The sequence below is a fragment of the Flintibacter sp. HCN-6482 genome (assembly GCF_037892565.1).
GTDB classification, from domain to species: domain Bacteria; phylum Bacillota; class Clostridia; order Oscillospirales; family Oscillospiraceae; genus Lawsonibacter; species Lawsonibacter aceti.
This window is the reverse complement of record NZ_JBBKBK010000002.1, coordinates 274,875-293,186: the sequence shown is the minus strand read 5'-3', so window position 1 is coordinate 293,186 and position 18,312 is coordinate 274,875. Positions and strand designations below refer to the sequence as shown.

The 18,312-nt window shown below is 59.5% G+C and carries 13 protein-coding genes; 5 read left to right on the top strand and 8 right to left on the bottom strand.

The window, feature by feature from the left end; translation table 11 throughout:
• The first annotated feature begins 200 nt into the window (after nt 1–200).
• The 5 genes from WKS99_RS06370 (at nt 201) to WKS99_RS06350 (ending at nt 6,496) form a co-directional block, all read left to right on the top strand.
• Complete coding sequence (locus WKS99_RS06370) at nt 201–869, top strand: response regulator transcription factor (RefSeq protein WP_240288002.1); 669 nt, start codon at nt 201–203, stop codon at nt 867–869.
• The gene (locus tag WKS99_RS06365; RefSeq protein WP_262670089.1) at nt 847–2,349 is read left to right on the top strand and encodes a sensor histidine kinase; all 1,503 of its coding nucleotides are present in this window, start codon (nt 847–849) and stop codon (nt 2,347–2,349) included. Before WKS99_RS06370 ends, WKS99_RS06365 begins: the two co-directional genes overlap by 23 nt.
• A 394-nt stretch (nt 2,350–2,743) precedes the next feature.
• On the top strand, nt 2,744–3,604 hold the full coding sequence (locus WKS99_RS13465) for an ABC transporter ATP-binding protein (protein WP_435322184.1): 861 nt from the start codon (nt 2,744–2,746) through the stop codon (nt 3,602–3,604).
• A complete protein-coding gene (locus tag WKS99_RS06355) occupies nt 3,601–5,790 on the top strand; it encodes a hypothetical protein (protein WP_340405568.1) in 2,190 nt (729 codons plus the stop codon). The genes WKS99_RS13465 and WKS99_RS06355 overlap by 4 nt, the downstream gene beginning before the upstream one ends.
• On the top strand, nt 5,783–6,496 hold the full coding sequence (locus WKS99_RS06350) for a hypothetical protein (RefSeq protein ID WP_340405567.1): 714 nt from the start codon (nt 5,783–5,785) through the stop codon (nt 6,494–6,496). The genes WKS99_RS06355 and WKS99_RS06350 overlap by 8 nt, the downstream gene beginning before the upstream one ends.
• 176 nt (nt 6,497–6,672) lie before the next feature.
• Here the strand turns inward: WKS99_RS06350 and purF are convergent, their stop codons facing one another.
• The 8 genes from purF to WKS99_RS06310 form a co-directional block, all read right to left on the bottom strand.
• Nucleotides 6,673–8,085 (bottom strand): amidophosphoribosyltransferase, encoded by a 1,413-nt coding sequence (gene purF, locus WKS99_RS06345; protein WP_340405566.1) that lies wholly within the window; start codon nt 8,083–8,085, stop codon nt 6,673–6,675.
• Nucleotides 8,086–8,308: 223 nt separating this feature from the next.
• Nucleotides 8,309–9,913, bottom strand: a complete 1,605-nt coding sequence (locus WKS99_RS06340; RefSeq protein WP_240288012.1) for a CTP synthase — start codon at nt 9,911–9,913, stop codon at nt 8,309–8,311.
• Between the two features lie 36 nt (nt 9,914–9,949).
• Nucleotides 9,950–11,365, bottom strand: coding sequence for an adenylosuccinate lyase (gene purB / locus WKS99_RS06335; protein ID WP_186853085.1), 1,416 nt, complete (start codon nt 11,363–11,365; stop codon nt 9,950–9,952).
• 12 nt (nt 11,366–11,377) lie between these two features.
• Nucleotides 11,378–12,652, bottom strand: coding sequence for an adenylosuccinate synthase (locus WKS99_RS06330; protein ID WP_186853086.1), 1,275 nt, complete (start codon nt 12,650–12,652; stop codon nt 11,378–11,380).
• Nucleotides 12,653–12,666: 14 nt separating this feature from the next.
• Nucleotides 12,667–13,392, bottom strand: a complete 726-nt coding sequence (gene purC / locus WKS99_RS06325; protein WP_240288014.1) for a phosphoribosylaminoimidazolesuccinocarboxamide synthase — start codon at nt 13,390–13,392, stop codon at nt 12,667–12,669.
• On the bottom strand, nt 13,385–14,473 hold the full coding sequence (locus tag WKS99_RS06320; protein WP_240288911.1) for a carbamoyl phosphate synthase small subunit: 1,089 nt from the start codon (nt 14,471–14,473) through the stop codon (nt 13,385–13,387). Before WKS99_RS06320 ends, purC begins: the two co-directional genes overlap by 8 nt.
• 29 nt (nt 14,474–14,502) lie before the next feature.
• Nucleotides 14,503–16,086, bottom strand: a complete 1,584-nt coding sequence (gene asnB, locus WKS99_RS06315; RefSeq protein WP_340405565.1) for an asparagine synthase B — start codon at nt 16,084–16,086, stop codon at nt 14,503–14,505.
• A 67-nt stretch (nt 16,087–16,153) separates the two neighbouring features.
• Nucleotides 16,154–18,250, bottom strand: coding sequence for a glutamine synthetase III family protein (locus WKS99_RS06310; RefSeq protein ID WP_340405564.1), 2,097 nt, complete (start codon nt 18,248–18,250; stop codon nt 16,154–16,156).
• Nucleotides 18,251–18,312: the final 62 nt, after the last annotated feature.

The window sequence follows — 18,312 nt, the reverse complement described above, 5'->3', positions numbered from 1 at the left end:
AGTATAGCATCCTTCCTATGTTTTGTCGATAGAGGGCCTGGAGTTTGTCTGCCCCTATTATCCCTGGGACGCCTTTGTAAATGTCATGGGGGTCCACCTAAAGTCTGTCATTTTATGGGTTGTTCAAATTGATATGGAAGATAGGCTTCTTCATACGAAATTCATAAACCTGTACTATACTAGTATAGAGGTGATCTCACATGAAAAAAATCTTGGTCGTAGAGGACGAGCCAGACATCCAAGAGCTCCTGGGCGCTTATCTCAGAGACACTGGATATGACGTAGAGATCGTGGGAGATGGGGTTGCGGCTCTGGACCGCTTTCAAAAGGGGACCTTTGATTTGATCCTTCTGGACTTGATGCTGCCAAAAATCGACGGCTTCGGCGTATGTGAATTGATCCGGCGAGAGTCTGATGTGCCCATCCTGATGCTCACCGCCCTGGATGGTGAGGAGGAGCAGTTACGGGGCTTTGGTCTGGATGTGGACGACTATGTGACCAAGCCCTTCTCCATGCCCATCCTTCTGGAGAAGATTCGGGTAATCCTCCGCCGTTTTGACGTTGTGGAGAGTGACAGCCGGCTGCACTACCGGGAGCTGGTGATAGACCCAGACGCCCGCGAGGCCCTTCTGAACGGCCGACCGCTGGAGCTGACCGCACGGGAATTTGAGCTGCTACACACCTTTGCCGCCGCCCCCGGAAGAGTGTTTACCCGGGAAATGTTGCTGGCCAAGCTGTGGGGTTATGACTTTTACGGAGATGAACGGGTGGTGGACAGCCACATCAAAAACCTACGCCACAAGCTGGGGGCCGGCTACATCGAAACGGTAAGGGGGGTGGGCTATCGTGCTGGGAAAACGGCTCGCTGAAAGCCTGACTGTCCGTGTTTTCCTCATTACTGTCCTAATTCTATTCGGTGCGGGGGCAGTGACCTTCGGTCTGATTGCCTGGGCCACCCCCAGCACCTATACCGCTGTTGTCAACGATGACCTGACACGGCAGGTGAAGGCCCTCGCAGTCAAGCTGGAGCAGTCCTCATATAGGGACTGTGGGCCTCTGTTGGACGATTTCATCCGTGCGTCCGGAGCCCAGGCTATGCTGGTCGGTCCGGACGGAGCGCTCGCCGACACTGGTGCCCAGTTGGCCGTCCAACCGCTGTATGAGGACAGCACCATGGTAATCACGGCATCCGGCAACTTGGGAGAGGCAGACGCCGCCATCGCCCGGGCAGAGGGTACCTCTGTGGCCGGTGATATGGTTTCCGTCACCATGTCCGAACAGGACACCATTGTCACCGAAGTACGGTTTTCCGATGGAGAGGATCCCTATTCTCTCTATGTCACCCCGCGGATGGAGGCGGAAAATCTGGCGGTGCGGGCGCTGGTCCAGATGGCCCCGTGGCTGTTGCTGGTGCTGCTGGTCTTTTCCCTTCTGTGCGCCTTTGGATACTCTCGCTATATCACCCGACCTATCGTCCGACTCAGCGGCATCGCCCAAAAAATGGCCGGGCTGGACTTCCACTGGGAGTGCGGAGAGCGGCGCCGGGACGAAATCGGGCAGCTGGGACGCAGCCTGGACCAGATGTCCCATCGGCTGTCCGCCTCCCTGGCTGAACTGGAGGCAGCCAACCAGACCCTGCGCGGAGAGATCGAACGGGAGCGAGAGCGCCAGCGGCAGCGGACGGCCTTCTTTTCCGCCGCCTCCCACGAGCTGAAGACCCCGGTCACCATTCTGAAGGGACAGTTGACCGGGATGCTGGAGGGGGTGGACGTGTACCGGGACCGGGACAAATATCTGCTCCGCTCCCTCCAGGTCACTGGACGGATGGAGAGCCTGATTCAGGAGATGCTGAACATTTCCCGTGTGGAACAGGGGATAGTAACCGTGGAGAGGGAAGCCGTGGGCCTGGCAGCCCTGTTGGAGAAACAACTTTCCCAAGATGCTGGGCTGCTGGAACAGCGGGGGCAGCGGCTCTCCGCCTGTCTGACCACCGAAATCACGGTAGAGGGGGACCCCTCTCTGCTGGGTAAGGCGGTGGGCAATCTTCTCTCCAACGCCGCCCTCTACTCCCCCGAGGGGGCCGAGATTCGGGTGTGGTGTGGCCTCCTGGATGGCTGCCCCGCCCTGACGGTGGAAAATACCGGGGCCCATATTGGGGAGGAGGCTCTCCCCCACCTGTTCGAGGCCTTTTACCGGGCGGAAGCCTCCCGGAACCGGAGCACCGGCGGCAGCGGCCTGGGGCTCTATCTGGTGAAAATGATCCTGGAGCGGCACGGAGCCACCTGCACCATTGAAAACACCCCAGAGGGAGTACGGGCGTCTGTCCGCTTTTTAGAAGAGGTATCATGAGAAAACCATTCCCTTCTCCCCCACTTTGGCCCCCGAATCATAACCACTGGCTGTGCCGGTGATTTCGATTGTAAAAAACACCGCTAGAAAAATCCACACATTGGAACGCTGATAGACACAATATGCGGCCTTTTCCCAGCGCGAGAATTGAGCCGCACGTTAATCGTCCCTCTGTTCAGCGAAGACAGCGGGAGAAAGCAGGCCGCAAAATCAGGAAACCACCATTCGTCAGGCCTCATCTCCCCAATCTACCGTTGGCGGAAGCATATCACGCTTTGTATACCAAATCCATATTCCCTCTGAATCTCCACACAAAACACACACCCGCTCCAAACCGTCTCCATACGGCGCTGGTATCCTAGCCGCATCCCAAGCAGAAAGGAACCTGACACATATGGAGATCAACATTCAAACCGTCGGCATGACCTATCCCAACGGAAAGCAGGCTCTTAAGGGCCTCTCTCTGGATTTGCGCTCCCCCAGCCTGGTGGGTCTGCTGGGCCCCAACGGGGCGGGCAAATCGACCCTGATGAAGCTGCTGGTGGCTGCCCTGCTCCCCACCACCGGCTCCATTCTGGTGGATGGACAGCCTCTGACCAGGGTGGAGCGGCAACTGAAGGCCCGACTGGGCTATCTGCCCCAGGACTTCGGACTGTTCGACGAACTCACTGTGGAACAGTTTCTGGACTACATGGCAGCCCTCAAGGGATTGCGGGGCCCCAGAGCCGTCATACGGCAGGTAATCCGCTCCGTCAATCTGGAGGAAAAGGCAAGGGCCAAAATCCGCACCCTGTCCGGCGGGCAGCGCCAGCGGGTGGGCATCGCCCAAGCTCTTTTGGGGGATCCGGAGCTGCTGATTCTGGACGAGCCCACAGTGGGCCTGGATCCAGAAGAGCGTATTCATTTCCGCAATCTCTTTTCCCAGACCGCCCAAAACCGGCTGGTGCTGCTGTCCACCCACATCATCGAGGACATACAGTCCGTGTGTGGGCAGCTTGTGGTCATTGACCAGGGCCAGGTCCTGTTTTCTGGCACCCCAGAGGCGTTGATCCAGACCGCCACCGGTCATGTGGGTATCTTTTGGGAGAAGGACGCTGCCCAGGAGAATGGACTTCACATCACCGCCCGAGTAAATACCGGCCAGGGAGTCCGCTGCCGGGCGGTGGCTGACGTGCTCCCTCCCTTCGCCCAGCCGTCGGACCCCACCCTGGAGGACGCCTACCTCTATCTCATTTCCCAGGAGGCGGTCCAATGAAGCCCCCGCGTCTGTTTTCTCTGGAGCTTGGGCGGCTACTGAAAAGCCGTCTGACCTGGCTGGTCCTGCTGTTGACCGTCCTCTCTCCTGCCGCCGGGTTGGTGCTCTACCGGCCTGCCGCCGCCAGCACCATGCTGTCCACCTATCTGGCCAACCCAGCTCTGGCCGGCGGCGTTGTGGGCGGCGTCCTGTTCGGCCTTCTGGCAGTGTACGAGCTGGACCGGACGGAGCGCGGCCGGTTCAGCCTGCTGGTGGACGGGGCGGTCTCTCCCCTGATGATGGCCCTGGTGCGCCTGCCCGCTCTAATGGCAACAGCGGCACTGGGACTGAGCCTTACTGTTGTAGTGTGGTTCCCGGTGAGCCGGCAACTCATCGGCTCTGTCTTTGATGGAGCCGACTACCTGTTGGCCTACGGGCTGCTCATGGGGCTGGCCCTTTGGCTGTCCATTTTGGCGGCAGCATCCGCCTATCAGTTCACCCGGCGGGTGGACCTATCCCTGGTTCTCTTTACCTCCTTTTCCGCTTTAAGTCTTACGGTGTGGGCCGGGGACTGGCAGTTGTGCTGGCTCAACCCCTGTGTGTGGGCCCTGTCCGATGACTTTTCTAACCTTCGTATCTTCCGGTCCGTGGCTTATATGCGCCTGACCTGGCTGGCAGCCCTGGCTGGGATATGGGCTGTTTCCTACCTGTGCGTCCGGCGGTATGAAAAGGGGCTCCTGGGTTCTCTGGCCCAGAATGCCCGGCGGGCCTACCGCCCCGCTGTGGCCCTGCTGCTCCTGATCGGCTCTGGCGCCGCCTATGCCGCCCAGCCCTTCGTAGACCACAGCAACCCGGACCTGATGGCCATGACCTTTTACGAAATTCCCTACGCCGAGGGGGTGGTGTGCACCGGCCGCTCCGCTCAGGTGTTTCCAGATACCGCCTCTGGAACAGTTTTCGGTCGGGCCAGCTATCAGTTTGAAAATACCTCCCAACAGGAACGAACAGCGTCCTTTGGCGTGACCCCTGGCTACACAATCTCTAATGTGCGGGCCAACGGTGTGGAGGCTCCTTTCTCTGTAAGCGACTACCAGGAATATAACGAAGCCCTGCTGGAGGTAACTCTCCCCGCTGATGAGCAGGTGGAGTTAATCATGGAGTACAGCGGCTTTCCCCAAGAGAGCAACGTCATGTCCACGATGCAGGGCAGCGCGGAGATCAGCGGGGAATACCTGTGTCTGGAAAACGCAGCCCTGTCTCCCCGGCTGATGAATGTGCTGCCAGGCGAGGCGGGTTATCCCACCACCATGGAGCTCACCCTGCCCTCCTCCATGACGGTCATCCCCTTCGGCTCCAGTGAGGCGGAAGTGGTGGCCCAGCACGACGACGGCACCGCCACCTGGCGCTATCAGTTCAGCAGCACCGGCGGAATCGTCTATGCTGGGGACTATATCCGGGAGGACATTCAGGCCGGGGGTATGACCATCCAGTTCTATTACGGCCGTAAGCACCAGGCTGTGATGGCGGAGGCTGGCGCGGCAGATGCGGTAAAGGCGGTGGTGGACTACTGCACAGAGCATTACGGTCCCCTATCTTTTGGCGCCGGGAAAACCCTGAAGCTTGTCCAGAGCCGAGTGTCTGGCGGCGGCTATGCCGCAGACGGGGCCAGCCTGCTGGATGAGGCGGACTTCACCTCCGCCAATCTCAGCGACGGAGGCAAGGGCGCCGCCCCCGGTGAGGTAATGATACACGAATTGGTCCACCAGTGGTGGGGCCTGGGCAATATGTTTGATTTGGCGGCCCCTGCCTCTCCCTGGTCTGCCGAGGGCTTGACCGTGTACACCACCTACCGTATCGTAAAGGAGCTCTACGGCGAAGATTACGCCCAAACACACTATGTAGACCAGTGGAAGCGGGAGGTGGAGGACTACTACCTAGATTTCTATGTCCGCAATCCAGAGTTCTTGGCCAAGTTGCCCCAGGAGGAGCAATTAGCGATCAGCAACAGTCTGTCCTTCATACGTCAGTACCACGAGATGCCCTTGAAGATCTTAAAGGCGGAGAAACTGGTCGGCGGGGAAGAGGCCATGGACCAGGTTCTGTGCGGCCTGTTTACCCGAGAGCTGGACCCCATGTATCCCTATCTCACCTATCAGGAGTTTTTGGATGCCTGCGGGCTGACGGAGGAGGCGTTGAATCTTGGCTAAGATTTTCGGATATGAGTGCAGGCGGCTGCTGTGGAACAAGTTTTTCCTGGGCCTGTTGGCAGTCCTGCTGTTTTACGGGTGGCAGGTCCTGGATCGGGTGACCATCCTGGGGGTGTCCCACACTGCCCCCTTCTCCCCATGGAGCTTTGGGGACTACCTGTGCCGGCTGCTCCCCCTGATGTGGATCGGGGCCCTGTTTTTTCTGACCTTCTTTACTTCGGGAAAGGCCCGGCGGGCGGCGGTGCTCACCGATGCCGCCCCGGCGGAGCCCTATCGATACGCCCTGGCCCGGTGCGCCGCCGCTCTGGTGGGGACGGGGCTGCTGGCCTTGGCCTGCCTGGGCGAAGCGGCGGTGTTTTACGGTCGATACTTCGGCTGGTACCGCTGGGGGGAACTGGTCCTCCCAGCCCTGGCTACCCTGGCCCCTCCTTTGGTGTTTGCCCTGGGAAGTGGCTGGCAGTTAGGGAGAGTACGGCCCTGGCTGATCTTCCCGTGGATGCTCCTTCCCATTCTTCTGACGGCGCTGCCCCTACCTGAATCCCTTGGACTGTTAAATGGCAGTATCTTTGTAAGCCGTCCTCTGGCCCTGGGCGTGCTAGATCCGGCCTTTTCCTTGCCCGTGGGCGCCATTGTGACCCAATGTGTTCTTCTCCTTGCAGGCGTGTTATTCCTGATCATCCGTCCTTCCAAGAGAAAAATACGCTGAACCTGTCCGGTACAGGCAGGATCTTATAAGGGGAGCGATTTCATCTCTCTAATCTAAAAATCTCCCATTTCAATGATTGAAATGGGAGATTTTCCTCTCTGTTTAAATATCTGATTCTTTTCCTTCCAATCTTAGGAGGTGACATCCCTCGATTTACTGTCCGCTGCTGGCACCATCTACTGGGATAGCTTCCGTTCAAAGCGGTCCTTCCTGGTATCCGAGGGTATTGCGGTGGGATATCGGCCGCTGAAACAGGCGTCACAGCAGTTCCCTCCCCCGATAAGTTCCCCCAGCTTGGACAGTGGAAGATACCCCAGCGAATCCGCCCCTATCATGTCTGATATTTCCTCTGGCGTGTGGCTGCAGGCAATCAGATTTTCCTTCGAGTCGATATCTGTGCCATAGTAGCAGGGATTCAAAAAGGGTGGCGCCGAAACACGCACATGGATCTCACAGGCTCCCGCCTCTCGTAGAAGGCTGACAATACGGCCGCTGGTAGTACCCCGGACAATGGAGTCGTCAATGAGGACTACTCGCTTTCCCCGGACAGTCTCTCCGATGGCACTGAGCTTGATCTTCACCTTGTCCAGACGCTGCTCCTGTCCCGGCGAGATAAAGGTGCGCCCAATATACTTGTTTTTGAGCAGTCCAATTCCGTATGGGATACCGGAGGCCTGGCTGAATCCAAGGGCGGCGTCCAGCCCTGAGTCCGGCACCCCTACCACCACGTCCGCCTGAGCCGGGTGCTCCTGTGCCAGGATCCTTCCGGCCCGGAGTCGGGCGGCGTGGACGGATACCCCATCGATGACCGAGTCCGGACGGGCAAAATAGATGTACTCAAAAATACAAGGCCGCCTCGCGGCTTTTCCACAGTGCTCCCTCCGGGCGACCATTCCTTCCGGACTGAATACCAGGATCTCTCCTGGCTCTACATCACGGACGAACCGCGCTCCTACGGCAGTCAGAGCACAGCTCTCCGAGGCTGCCACATAGCCCCCGCCAGGCAGTTCCCCATAACACAGGGGACGGAACCCATAGGGATCTCGGGCGCAGATCAGCTTCCTGGGAGACATGAGTACCAGAGAGTAAGCCCCCTCCAGCTCATCCATGGCCTTGCTCAGAGCTTCCTCAATGGAGGGGCAGGTCAGCCGCTTTCTTGTAATGGTATAGGCAATAATCTCTGTATCGCTGGTGGTATGAAAGATGGCTCCCTTCAGCTCCAGTTGCCCCCGCAGTTGGGCGGCGTTGCTGAGGTTTCCGTTGTGAGCGATGGCCATGTGCCCCTTCACATGGTTGACCTCAATGGGTTGGCAGTTGCCGCGATTTGCGGCCCCGGTAGTGCCGTACCTCACATGGCCCACCGCCATGGCTCCCTTGGGAAATCGGGCCAGCTCCTCCTGAGAAAAGGCCTGGCTCAACAGCCCCAGATCCTTTCTTGAGAAGAATACACCGTCGTCGTTGACCACGATGCCGCAGCTCTCCTGTCCCCGGTGCTGGAGGGCATACAGTCCGTAATAGGCCAGACTAGCCGCCTGGATCGGGGCTTGGCTGATGACGCCGAATACACCGCACTCCTCATGGATGCTCATTTCTATTCCTCCCGCTCTGAAGCTGGCGCCGGCCCGCGCGCTTCCTTATTCCCTGTTTTTCTCCTTCGCCGCGAATATAAATTCCCGAAACAGCGGATGTGCCCGGTTGGGCCGGGCGCAAACACGGGCTCCCCCCGTGTTTGTCCCGGTGTTTCAATGCCCTCCGGCTCTCCGCTGCCGCGGAAACCGCCGGAGCTGGCAAAAAGCCGGCCCGCGCACGCTCTTACGCTCCGCTTTTCTCCTTCGCCGCGAATATAAATTCCCGAAACAGCGGATGTGCCCGGTTGGGCCGGCTTTTCAGCTCCGGGTGGAATTGGACGCCTACAAACCAGGGATGGGAGGGCAGCTCTACTATCTCCACCAGCCGACCGTCCGGCGACAAACCAGACAGGCGCAGCCCAGCTTGGGTCAACCGCTGGCGATATTCGTTGTTGAACTCATAGCGGTGCCGGTGCCGCTCCGAGATGTCCGACGTTCTGTAAGCTTGGAACGCCGCTGTGTCTTCCCGGTCAATGCGGCACGGGAAGGCGCCCAGGCGCATGGTGCCTCCCTTGTCGGTCACGCCCCGCTGGCCCTCCATCAGGTCGATGACGGGATAAGGTGTGTCCGGGTCCAGCTCGCTGGAGTGAGCCCCCTTCATACCGCACACATGGCGGGCAAACTCCACCACCGCCATCTGCATTCCCAGACAGATGCCCAGAAACGGTATTTTATGCTCCCTGGCATAGCGGATGGCGGAGATCTTGCCCTCGATCCCCCGGCTGCCAAAGCCGCCGGGTACCAGGACGCCGTCCACTCCGGCAAGGAGCATCTCCACGTTGCCCTCTGTGACCGCTTCGCTGTCTACCCAGCGGATGTGTACCTTTACCCCGTTCTCGATCCCTCCGTGGGTCAGCGCCTCCACCACAGAGAGGTAGGCGTCATGGAGGGCCACATACTTACCCACCAGTGCGACCTCCACTTCTCCTTTTGGGTGCTTGGCCCGCTGAACCATAGTATCCCACTCGGTCAGGTCCGGAGCGTGGCACTCCAGCCCCAGATGCTTCACCACCACCTGAGCCAGTCCCGCCTTCTCCAGCATCAGCGGGACCTCGTAGAGCAGGCCGGCGGTCAGATTTGGGATGGCGTTTTCCACCGGGATATTGCAGAACAAGGATATCTTTTCCAGGATCTCCTGGGGCACCGCCTCATCACTACGGCACAGGATAACATCGGGCTGGATGCCCAGCGAGAGCAGCTCCTTGGCCGAGTGCTGGGTGGGCTTTGATTTCAGCTCCCCGGTCCCTGGGATGGATACGATGAGGGATACATGGAGAAACATGACGTTTTTTCTCCCCCGCTCGGCGGCCACCTGGCGGATGGCCTCCAGGAACGGCTGGGATTCGATATCGCCTACCGTACCACCGATCTCTACAATGGCTACATCGGTTTCAGGCCCCTCCAAGGTATAAATACACCGCTTGATCTCGTCGGTAATATGGGGGATGATTTGGACCGTTCCACCCAAATAGTCCCCTTTCCGCTCCCGATTCAGTACGTTCCAGTATATCCGGCCCGCTGATACCGAGGAGTTTACCGTCAGATTCTCATCGATGAAACGCTCATAGTGGCCTAGGTCCAGGTCAGTTTCCGCCCCATCATCGGTGACAAAGACCTCCCCGTGCTGATAGGGGGACATGGTCCCTGGGTCCACGTTGAGATATGGGTCCAGCTTCTGGACTTTTACCTTCAGCCCCCTCTGCTTCAGGAGCCGGCCCAAGGACGCCGCTGTGATCCCCTTGCCCAGGCCGGACACCACGCCTCCAGTCACAAAGATATAGTTTGTCATAGCCCCTTCTCTCCCTTCACTGGCCGCAGCCTGTTCTCACAGCTCGATCCGGGCAGTCTCCCGCTCCAGATCCGCAAACAGCGGACGGATGCTCTGGACAAAGTCCTCCACCTGCTGGGCACACCGGCCGGTATACAGCTCCGGGTTCAGCAGCCGCTCCATATCCCCTCGTGACAGGCCGAAGGACGGCTCCCCGGCCAGCCGGTCCAACAGGTCGCAGTCCCCCCCATCTTTCATCCGGGCGGTGGCTGCCATGGAGCAGCGGCGGATGATTTCATGGAGCTCCTGCCGGTCTCCCCCCCGCTTTACCGCCTCCATCATCAGATTTTCCGTGGCGATGAAGGGCAGGTACTCCTTTACCGTTTTCTCAATCACTCTTTCATTGACATGGAGCCCGTTTGTTACATTCTGGGCCAGACGCAGGATAGCGTCAGCGCACAAGAAGCCCTCGGGCAGGGCAATGCGCCGGTTGGCTGAGTCGTCCAGCGTCCGCTCCAGCCACTGGGTCGAGGCAGTCATAGGGGCATTCATAGCGTCGGCCATCAGATAGCGGGCCAGGGAGCAGATTCGCTCACAGCGCATAGGGTTGCGCTTATAAGCCATGGCGGAGGACCCAATCTGGTCCTTTTCAAAGGGCTCCTCCACCTGCCTGTCGTGCTGGAGCAGGCGGATATCATTGGCCATACGGTAACAGCTCTGGGCGATAGAGGAGAGGCAATTCAAAATGCGGCTGTCCAGCTTTCTGGGGTAGGTCTGGCCGCACACCGGGAAGCACTCCTCAAATCCGAAGTCAGAGGAAATCTTCCGGTTCATTTGACTGATCTTCTCCTGGTCCCCGTCAAACAGGTCCAGGAAGCTGGCTTCAGTGCCGGTAGTCCCACGGCAGCCCAGGAACTTGACGTTCTTCAGGGTGAAGTCCAGTTCGGACAGGTCGGACTCCAAGTCCTGGAGCCAGAGCGCCGCCCGCTTACCTACCGTGACCAGCTGGGCGGGCTGATAGTGAGTGTAGCCCAGGGTAGGCAGGGCCCGATATTGCTGGGCAAAGTCGGCCAGATTGGCCATCACCTGAAGCAGCTGCTGGCGGAGATAGCGCAGCCCATCCCGGTAAAGGATCAGATCGGCGTTGTCTGTGACATAGCAGCTGGTGGCCCCCAGATGGATGATGCCGGCGGCAGAGGGGGCCGCCTGTCCAAAGGCGTAGACATGGGCCATCACGTCGTGGCGCACCTCTTTCTCCCGCCGCCTGACACAGTCATAGTCGATCTCGGAGATGTGGGCCTCCAACTCCTCTACCTGCCCCTGGGTAATGGGCAGGCCCAGTTCCATCTCCGCCCGTGCCAGGGAAACCCACAGCCGCCGCCAGGTCTGATAGCGGGTATCGGCGGAAAAAAGCTGGAGCATATAGGGGGAGGCGTAACGGGTAGACAGCGGGGATTCATATCGGTCAGTCATTTGTCGTCCTCCTTATACTCTGATGACGCTGTCCCGCTCCGGCCCCACCGAGATATAGGCGATAGGACAGCCGATGGCCCGCTCCACATGGCCCACATACTCCTGGGCCTGGCGGGGCAGATCCTCCCACCTACGGGCCGAGGAGATGTCCTGCTTCCAGCCCGGCAGATACTCGATCTCCGGCAGGGCTTTGCCCAGGGCCGTGGGGAAGGGAAAGCTCTCTGTAGGCTGGCCGTCCAGCCGGTAGCGGACGCACACAGGGATTCGGTCCAGATAGCTGAGTACATCCAGTTTGGTCAGCGCGATCTCTGTGGCCCCCTGGATTTCCACCCCGTACCGGGTGGCCACCAGGTCGATGGGGCCTACCCGCCGCGGCCGGCCGGTCTTGGCGCCGTATTCCGCTCCCGCCTTCCTCAGTTTCTCCGCCTCCGGACCGAACATCTCACAGACAAAGGGCCCCTCCCCTACACAGGTGGAGTATGCCTTTACCACACCTACCACCCGGTCAATTTTGGCGGAGGGCAGGCCGGAACCGATAGGGGCGTAGGCCGCCGTGGTGTTAGATGAGGTGGTGTAGGGGTAGATGCCGAAGTCCAGGTCCCGAAGGGAACCCAGCTGGGCTTCGAAGAGGATGCTCTTTCCCCGGCTCTGGGCCTGCTTCAAATAGGCCCCGCTGTCACAGAGATAGGGCTTGATTTTTTCGCAGCTGTTGGCCAGCCACTCCTCCACCCTCTCCATGGTGAAGGGCTCTGCCCCATACACCTTAGTCAAGGTTAGGTTCTTCCACTCCAGAAGCTGGGCCAGATGGTCCCGTAATTCCTCCGGATAGAACAGCTCTCCGGCCATAATGGTCTTTTTCTGGTACTTATCGGAGTAGAAGGGGGCAATCCCCTGCTTGGTTGAGCCATACTTGTGGTCCTTCAGCCGCTTCTCCTCCAGCTCGTCCAGCTCCCGGTGCCAGGGCAGCAGAAGCGAGGCCCGGTCGCTGATCTTCAGATTCTCCGGGCTGATCTCCACTCCTCTGGACATCACATCCTCTATCTCTGTCCACAGGTTCTCCGGGTCCAGAGCCACCCCGTTCCCCAGGACATTGACGACCCCCGGGCGGAAAATACCCGAGGGAAGAAGATGGAGGGCAAATTTTCCATACTGGTTGATGACGGTGTGTCCGGCGTTGCCGCCCCCCTGGTAGCGGACCACAAGGTCATAGTCCTGGGTGAGCAGATCCACCATCCTTCCCTTGCCCTCGTCCCCCCAGTTGATGCCCACGATGGCGCAGTTTGACATATCTTTCCCTCCGTTTACAGTTGTTGGTTGAGCCGGTCCATGACCTGGCGGTAGGCCGCCTCCACGCCGCCCAGATCCCGGCGGAAGCGGTCCTTGTCCAGTTTGTCCCCAGTCTGACTGTCCCACAGGCGGCAGGTGTCGGGGCTGATCTCATCGGCCAGGATTATGGTGCCGTCTGGCAGCCGGCCAAACTCCAGCTTGAAGTCCACCAGTGTGACGCCGCACTGCTTCCAGATCTCCCGGAGCAGCCTGTTGACCTCCAGGGCATAGCGCCGGATGACCGCTACCTCCTCCGGGGAAGCCAGCCCCAGGGCGAGCACATGGTCGTCGTTGAGCAGAGGGTCCCCCAGCTCATCATTCTTATAGGAAAACTCCAGGGTCGGCCGGTAAAAGACCGCTCCTTCGGCCACCCCGTACCGCTTGGAAAAGGAGCCAGCGGCAATGTTGCGCACGATGACCTCCAGGGGGACGATGGCCACCCTCTTTACCAGGGTATCCCGGTCGTTGAGCTCCCGGACCAGGTGGGTGGGGATTCCCTCCCGCTCCAGCCGGGCCATCAGCAGATCGCTCATCCGGTTGTTGATGACACCCTTACCGACGATGGTACCCTTTTTCAGCCCATTGAAGGCGGTGGCGTCATCCTTATAGGATACAATCAGCAGCTCCGGGTCATCTGTGGCGTACACCTTTTTCGCCTTGCCCTCGTAGAGCAGCTCCCGCTTTTGAGGCATTTCACTCATTTGTTTTCCCTCCCATAGACGCTACAAATCGGTCAAACAGATACTCCATATCCCTGGGGCCGGGGTTGGCCTCTGGATGGAACTGTGTGGAAAAGCAGTTGGGGCGGCGGTAGCGCAGTCCCTCGCAGGTTCCGTCGTTGGCATTGATGTGGGACACCTGGGCCACCACCGGGTCCACGGTATCGGCCAGTACCATATAGCCGTGGTTTTGACTGGTGATAAACACCCGGCCCCTCTCTACATCCCGGACCGGGTGGTTCCCGCCCCGGTGGCCATAGTCCATCTTTCCCGTCCTGGCCCCGGTGGCCAGTGCCAGCATCTGGTGGCCCAGACAGATGCCATACAGGGGCAGGCCGCTGTCATAGAGCTTTTTTATCTCCCGGATCATGTCTGTGTTCTCCGCCGGGTCCCCAGGGCCGTTGGACAACAGCACCCCATCATAGCCGCCGGAGAGGACCGTCTCGGCCGGGGTGGAGGCGGGCAGCGCCGTGACGCTGCATCCCCGGCGGCGGAGACAGTCTATCATATTCTGCTTGACTCCGTAGTCCATCATGGCCACATGGTACCGCTCCTCCCCTATGGCGGGAAATTCCTCCGGGGCGGAGCGGGTAACCTTCTGGATCGTATCCCGGACCTTATAGGCGTGCAGCCGCTCCAATACCTGCCCCACATCAAACTGCTGGGCACAGGTCAGCATGGCGTTCATGCTCCCCTGGCTGCGGAGCAACTTGGTCAGGGCACGGGTATCCACCCCCTCGATGCCGGGGATATCATGCTCCTTCATATAATCCCCCAGGTCCATCTCTCGGCGGAAGTTGCTCCCCCTGGGGGACAGATGGCGAACCACCAGCATCTCCACCCAAGGGCGGCTGGACTCGTTGTCCTCGCTGTTCACCCCGTAGTTGCCGATGAGGGGATAGGACATGACCACGCCCTGTCCGGCATAGGAGGGATCGGTCAGGATCTCCTGGTAGCCAGTCATGGAGGTGTTGAACACCAGCTCGCACACCCGCGCCTCTGTGCTCCCGATGCTGGTACCGGAGAGGACGCTTCCGTTTTCCAAGATCAAAGTCGCTTTCAAACTGCTCACTCGCTTCCTATGTGATGGTCTTAAACTCCGCTCTGGCCGTAGTTGGCCAGCACACGGGCGGAGGGGTCATCCACGTCGCAGCCCTCCCACTCCCGGTTGGGCATCCAGAAATCCAGGACCATCCCGCTCTGCCCCGGATAGTATTTCTCAAATATCTCACGATAGAGCAATGACTCCTTGGTAAAGGGGCGGGCATGGACATACTTCTGCCTCAGCTTCTGGAAATCGTCATCGGTGTAACACTGTTCCGCGTATTCCTTCAGGTCGTCCACCAGTGAGTGGCCCACAGCGTCGGAGAAGGCCGCCTTCTCCCGCCACAGGATATCCTGGGGCAGCCAGCCGCCCTCCTCGAAGGCGTGGCGGAGCAGATACTTGCCCTTTCCATATCGGTTCCGCTTCCGCTCCGGGTCCACCGACATGACATAACGCACGAACTCCAGGTCTCCGAAGGGGACTCGTGCCTCCAGGGAGTTGACCGAGATACACCGGTCTGCCCGGAGCACATCGTACATATGCAGCTCTCGGACCCGTTTTTCCGACTCCTCCTGAAACGCTTGGGCAGAAGGGGCGTAGTCTGTATACTTATAGCCGAACAGCTCGTCGGATATCTCGCCAGTGAGCAGCACCCGAATATCGGTCTGCTCGTGAATGGCCTTACAGACCAAGTACATTCCCACGCTGGCCCGAATGGTGGTAATGTCGTACGTGCCCAGCAGGTGAATCACCCGCTCCAGGTTGGAGATCACATCCTCCCGTGTGATGATCACCTCCGTGTGGCGGCTGCCGATGTATTCCGCCACCTCCCTGGCGTATTTCAAATCGATGGCGTCGCCGCTCATGCCGATGGCAAAGGTCCGAATCGGGGTCTTGCTCCGCCGGGCGGCGATGGCGCACACCAAGGAGGAGTCAAGCCCTCCGGACAGCAGGAAGCCCACCTTGGCGTCGGCCACCAGCCGCTTTTCCACCCCGGCGATCAGCTTTTCCCGGATGTTCCGGCATACCGTTTCCAGGTCATCCCGGCAGATCCGCTCCACCTGGGTCATATCCCGGTAACAGATAAATCTGCCGTCCTTATAGTAATGTCCAGGGGGGAAGGGCAGTATTTCTCCCGCCGCCAGGCCCAGCAGGTTCTGGGGCTCGCTGGCAAAGAGGATAACTCCTTGGCTGTCATATCCGTAATAGAGGGGGCGGATGCCGATGGGATCACGGGCGGCGATGTACTCCTGTCTCTCACCGTCATAGAGGATGCAGGCGAATTCCGCATCCAGCATCCGGAACATCTCCACCCCGTATTCCCGGTACAGAGGGAGCAGCAGCTCACAGTCAGAGTCGCTGGCAAAGGTATATTTTTCTTCCAGTCGCTTTTTTAGCTTTTCAAAGCCGTATATCTCGCCGTTGCACACCACGAAGCTGCCGTCCAGCGCAAAGGGCTGCATCCCGGCAGAAGTCAGGCCCATAATGGACAGCCGGTGGAATCCCAGCAGGCCCTTTCCTGTGTCAACGATCCGGCTGTCATCCGGCCCCCGACTGACCGTGCGCTGAAAGCCGGCCTGAAATGCCTCCAGGTCGAGCACTGGGCCGCAATATCCCATAATGGAACACATAAACGCTCCTCCAATCTCTATTGGGCCCCGGTCCGAATGGAGGCCGGGGCCAGAAGGGATCTGGTCGTTACCGCACGCCAAACAGCAGGTCGCCGTAAGTGGGAAACGGCCAATACTTTTTGGGGGTCAGGGACTCCGCCTCGTCGCAGGCCAGGCGCAGCTGCCCCATTTTACACAGGATCACATCCCGGACAGCGGCGGCCTCCTGGGCGATATCCCCGGCGGAGGACACCTCCAGCACCGCCTGCTCCAGCTCCGCGGTTTTGGCCGCCATCTGATCCGTGAGAGCAGACAGCTTTTTTACCAGCTCGGACTCATACCCGCAGGGGCAGCCAGGGACCAGTTCCCGCTTGGCGGCCGCCCCTCTGGCGGTGTCCAGCGCAAAGGACTCCACGGCTGGCAGGATCTCCGTTCTGGCCATATCCACCATGGTGTTGGCCTCGATCAGAATGGTTTTGCAGTAGTTCTCCATCATGACCTCATACCGGGAGGTAAGTTCCTCCAAGGTCAGCACGCCGTGGGAGGTGAGGAGCCTGACATTCTTCTCATCCAGCAGATGGGGGACGCAGTCCGGGGTGGTGCGGTAGTTGAGCAGGCCCCGCTTCTCTGTGGCCTCAGTGATCCAGGCATCATCGTAGCCGTTTCCGTTGAAGATGATGCGCTTGTGCTCCCGGATAGTCTGCCGGAGCAGCTCCTGCAGGGCGGCGGGGAAGTTCTCGGCCCCCTCCAGGCGGTCGGCATAGAGCTTGAGGCTCTCAGCCACAGCGGTGTTGATCATGATGTTGGCGCAGGCGATGGAGTCGGAGGAGCCCACCATGCGGAACTCAAACTTGTTGCCAGTGAAGGCGAAGGGGGAGGTGCGGTTCCGGTCTGTGGTATCCTTGCTGAATTTGGGCAGGATATCCACCCCAAGCTTCATCTTGGTCCGGGCAGCTCCCTGATAGGGGGTCTCATGGTCAATGGCCTCCAGCACACCGTTCAGCTCATCTCCCAGGAAGATGGATACCACAGCGGGAGGCGCCTCGTTGGCTCCTAGGCGGTGGTCGTTGCCGGCCGTGGCCACCGAGATGCGCAGCAGGTCCTGATAGTCGTCCACCGCCTTGATGACGGCGCACAGAAACAGCAGGAACTGGGCGTTCTCATAGGGCGTATCACCGGGAGAGAGCAGGTTGACGCCAGCGTCGGTGGAGATAGACCAGTTGTTGTGCTTACCCGATCCGTTCACTCCTACAAAGGGCTTCTCATGGAGCAGACAGACCAGCCCGTGCCGGGCGGCCACCTTCTGCATGATCTCCATGGTCAGTTGGTTGTGGTCAGTGGCAATGTTGGTGGTGGTATAGATAGGGGCCAGCTCGTGCTGGGCCGGGGCCACCTCGTTATGCTGGGTCTTGGCCAGGACACCCAGCTTCCACAGCTCCTCATTCAGGTCCTCCATAAAGGCGGCCACCCTGGGTTTAATCACGCCGAAATAGTGGTCATCCATCTCCTGTCCCTTGGGGGGCTTGGCGCCGAACAGAGTTCGGCCGGTAAACCGCAGATCCCGGCGCCGCTCATACATTTTGGCATCCACCAGGAAATACTCCTGTTCTGGACCCACCGCGGTGGACACCCGTTTCACCGTGTCATTTCCAAACAGCCGCAGGATGCGGAGGGCTTGTCGGTTCAGGGCCTCCATGGAGCGCAGCAAGGGGGTCTTTTTGTCCAGCGCCTCGCCGCTGTAAGAGCAAAAGGCCGTGGGGATGCACAGCGTTTTCCCCTTGATAAAGGCATAGGAGGTGGGGTCCCAGGCGGTGTAGCCTCTTGCTTCAAAGGTAGCCCGCAGCCCCCCGGAGGGAAACGAGGAGGCGTCCGGCTCCCCTCGGATCAGCTCCCTGCCTGAGAATTCCATGATAACCCCTCCATCTGGAGAGGGGGTGATAAAGCTGTCGTGCTTCTCGGCGGTGATGCCGGTGAGTGGCTGGAACCAGTGGGTAAAGTGGGTGGCCCCCTGGGCTACGGCCCAGTCCTTCATGGCGGCTGCCACAGCGTTGGCCACACCCAAATTCAATTTAGCCCCCTCGTCGATGGTCTTCTTTAAAGACTGGTATACCTCAGCGGATAAATTTGCCTTCATCACCCTGTCGTCGAACACCATGCTTCCAAAATACTCCGGAACAGCTGCCATTGTCTTTCACCCTTTCTACTTCTAAAAAAATGCAAAAAAGGCGAAGGCGCCTCTAAGGAAAA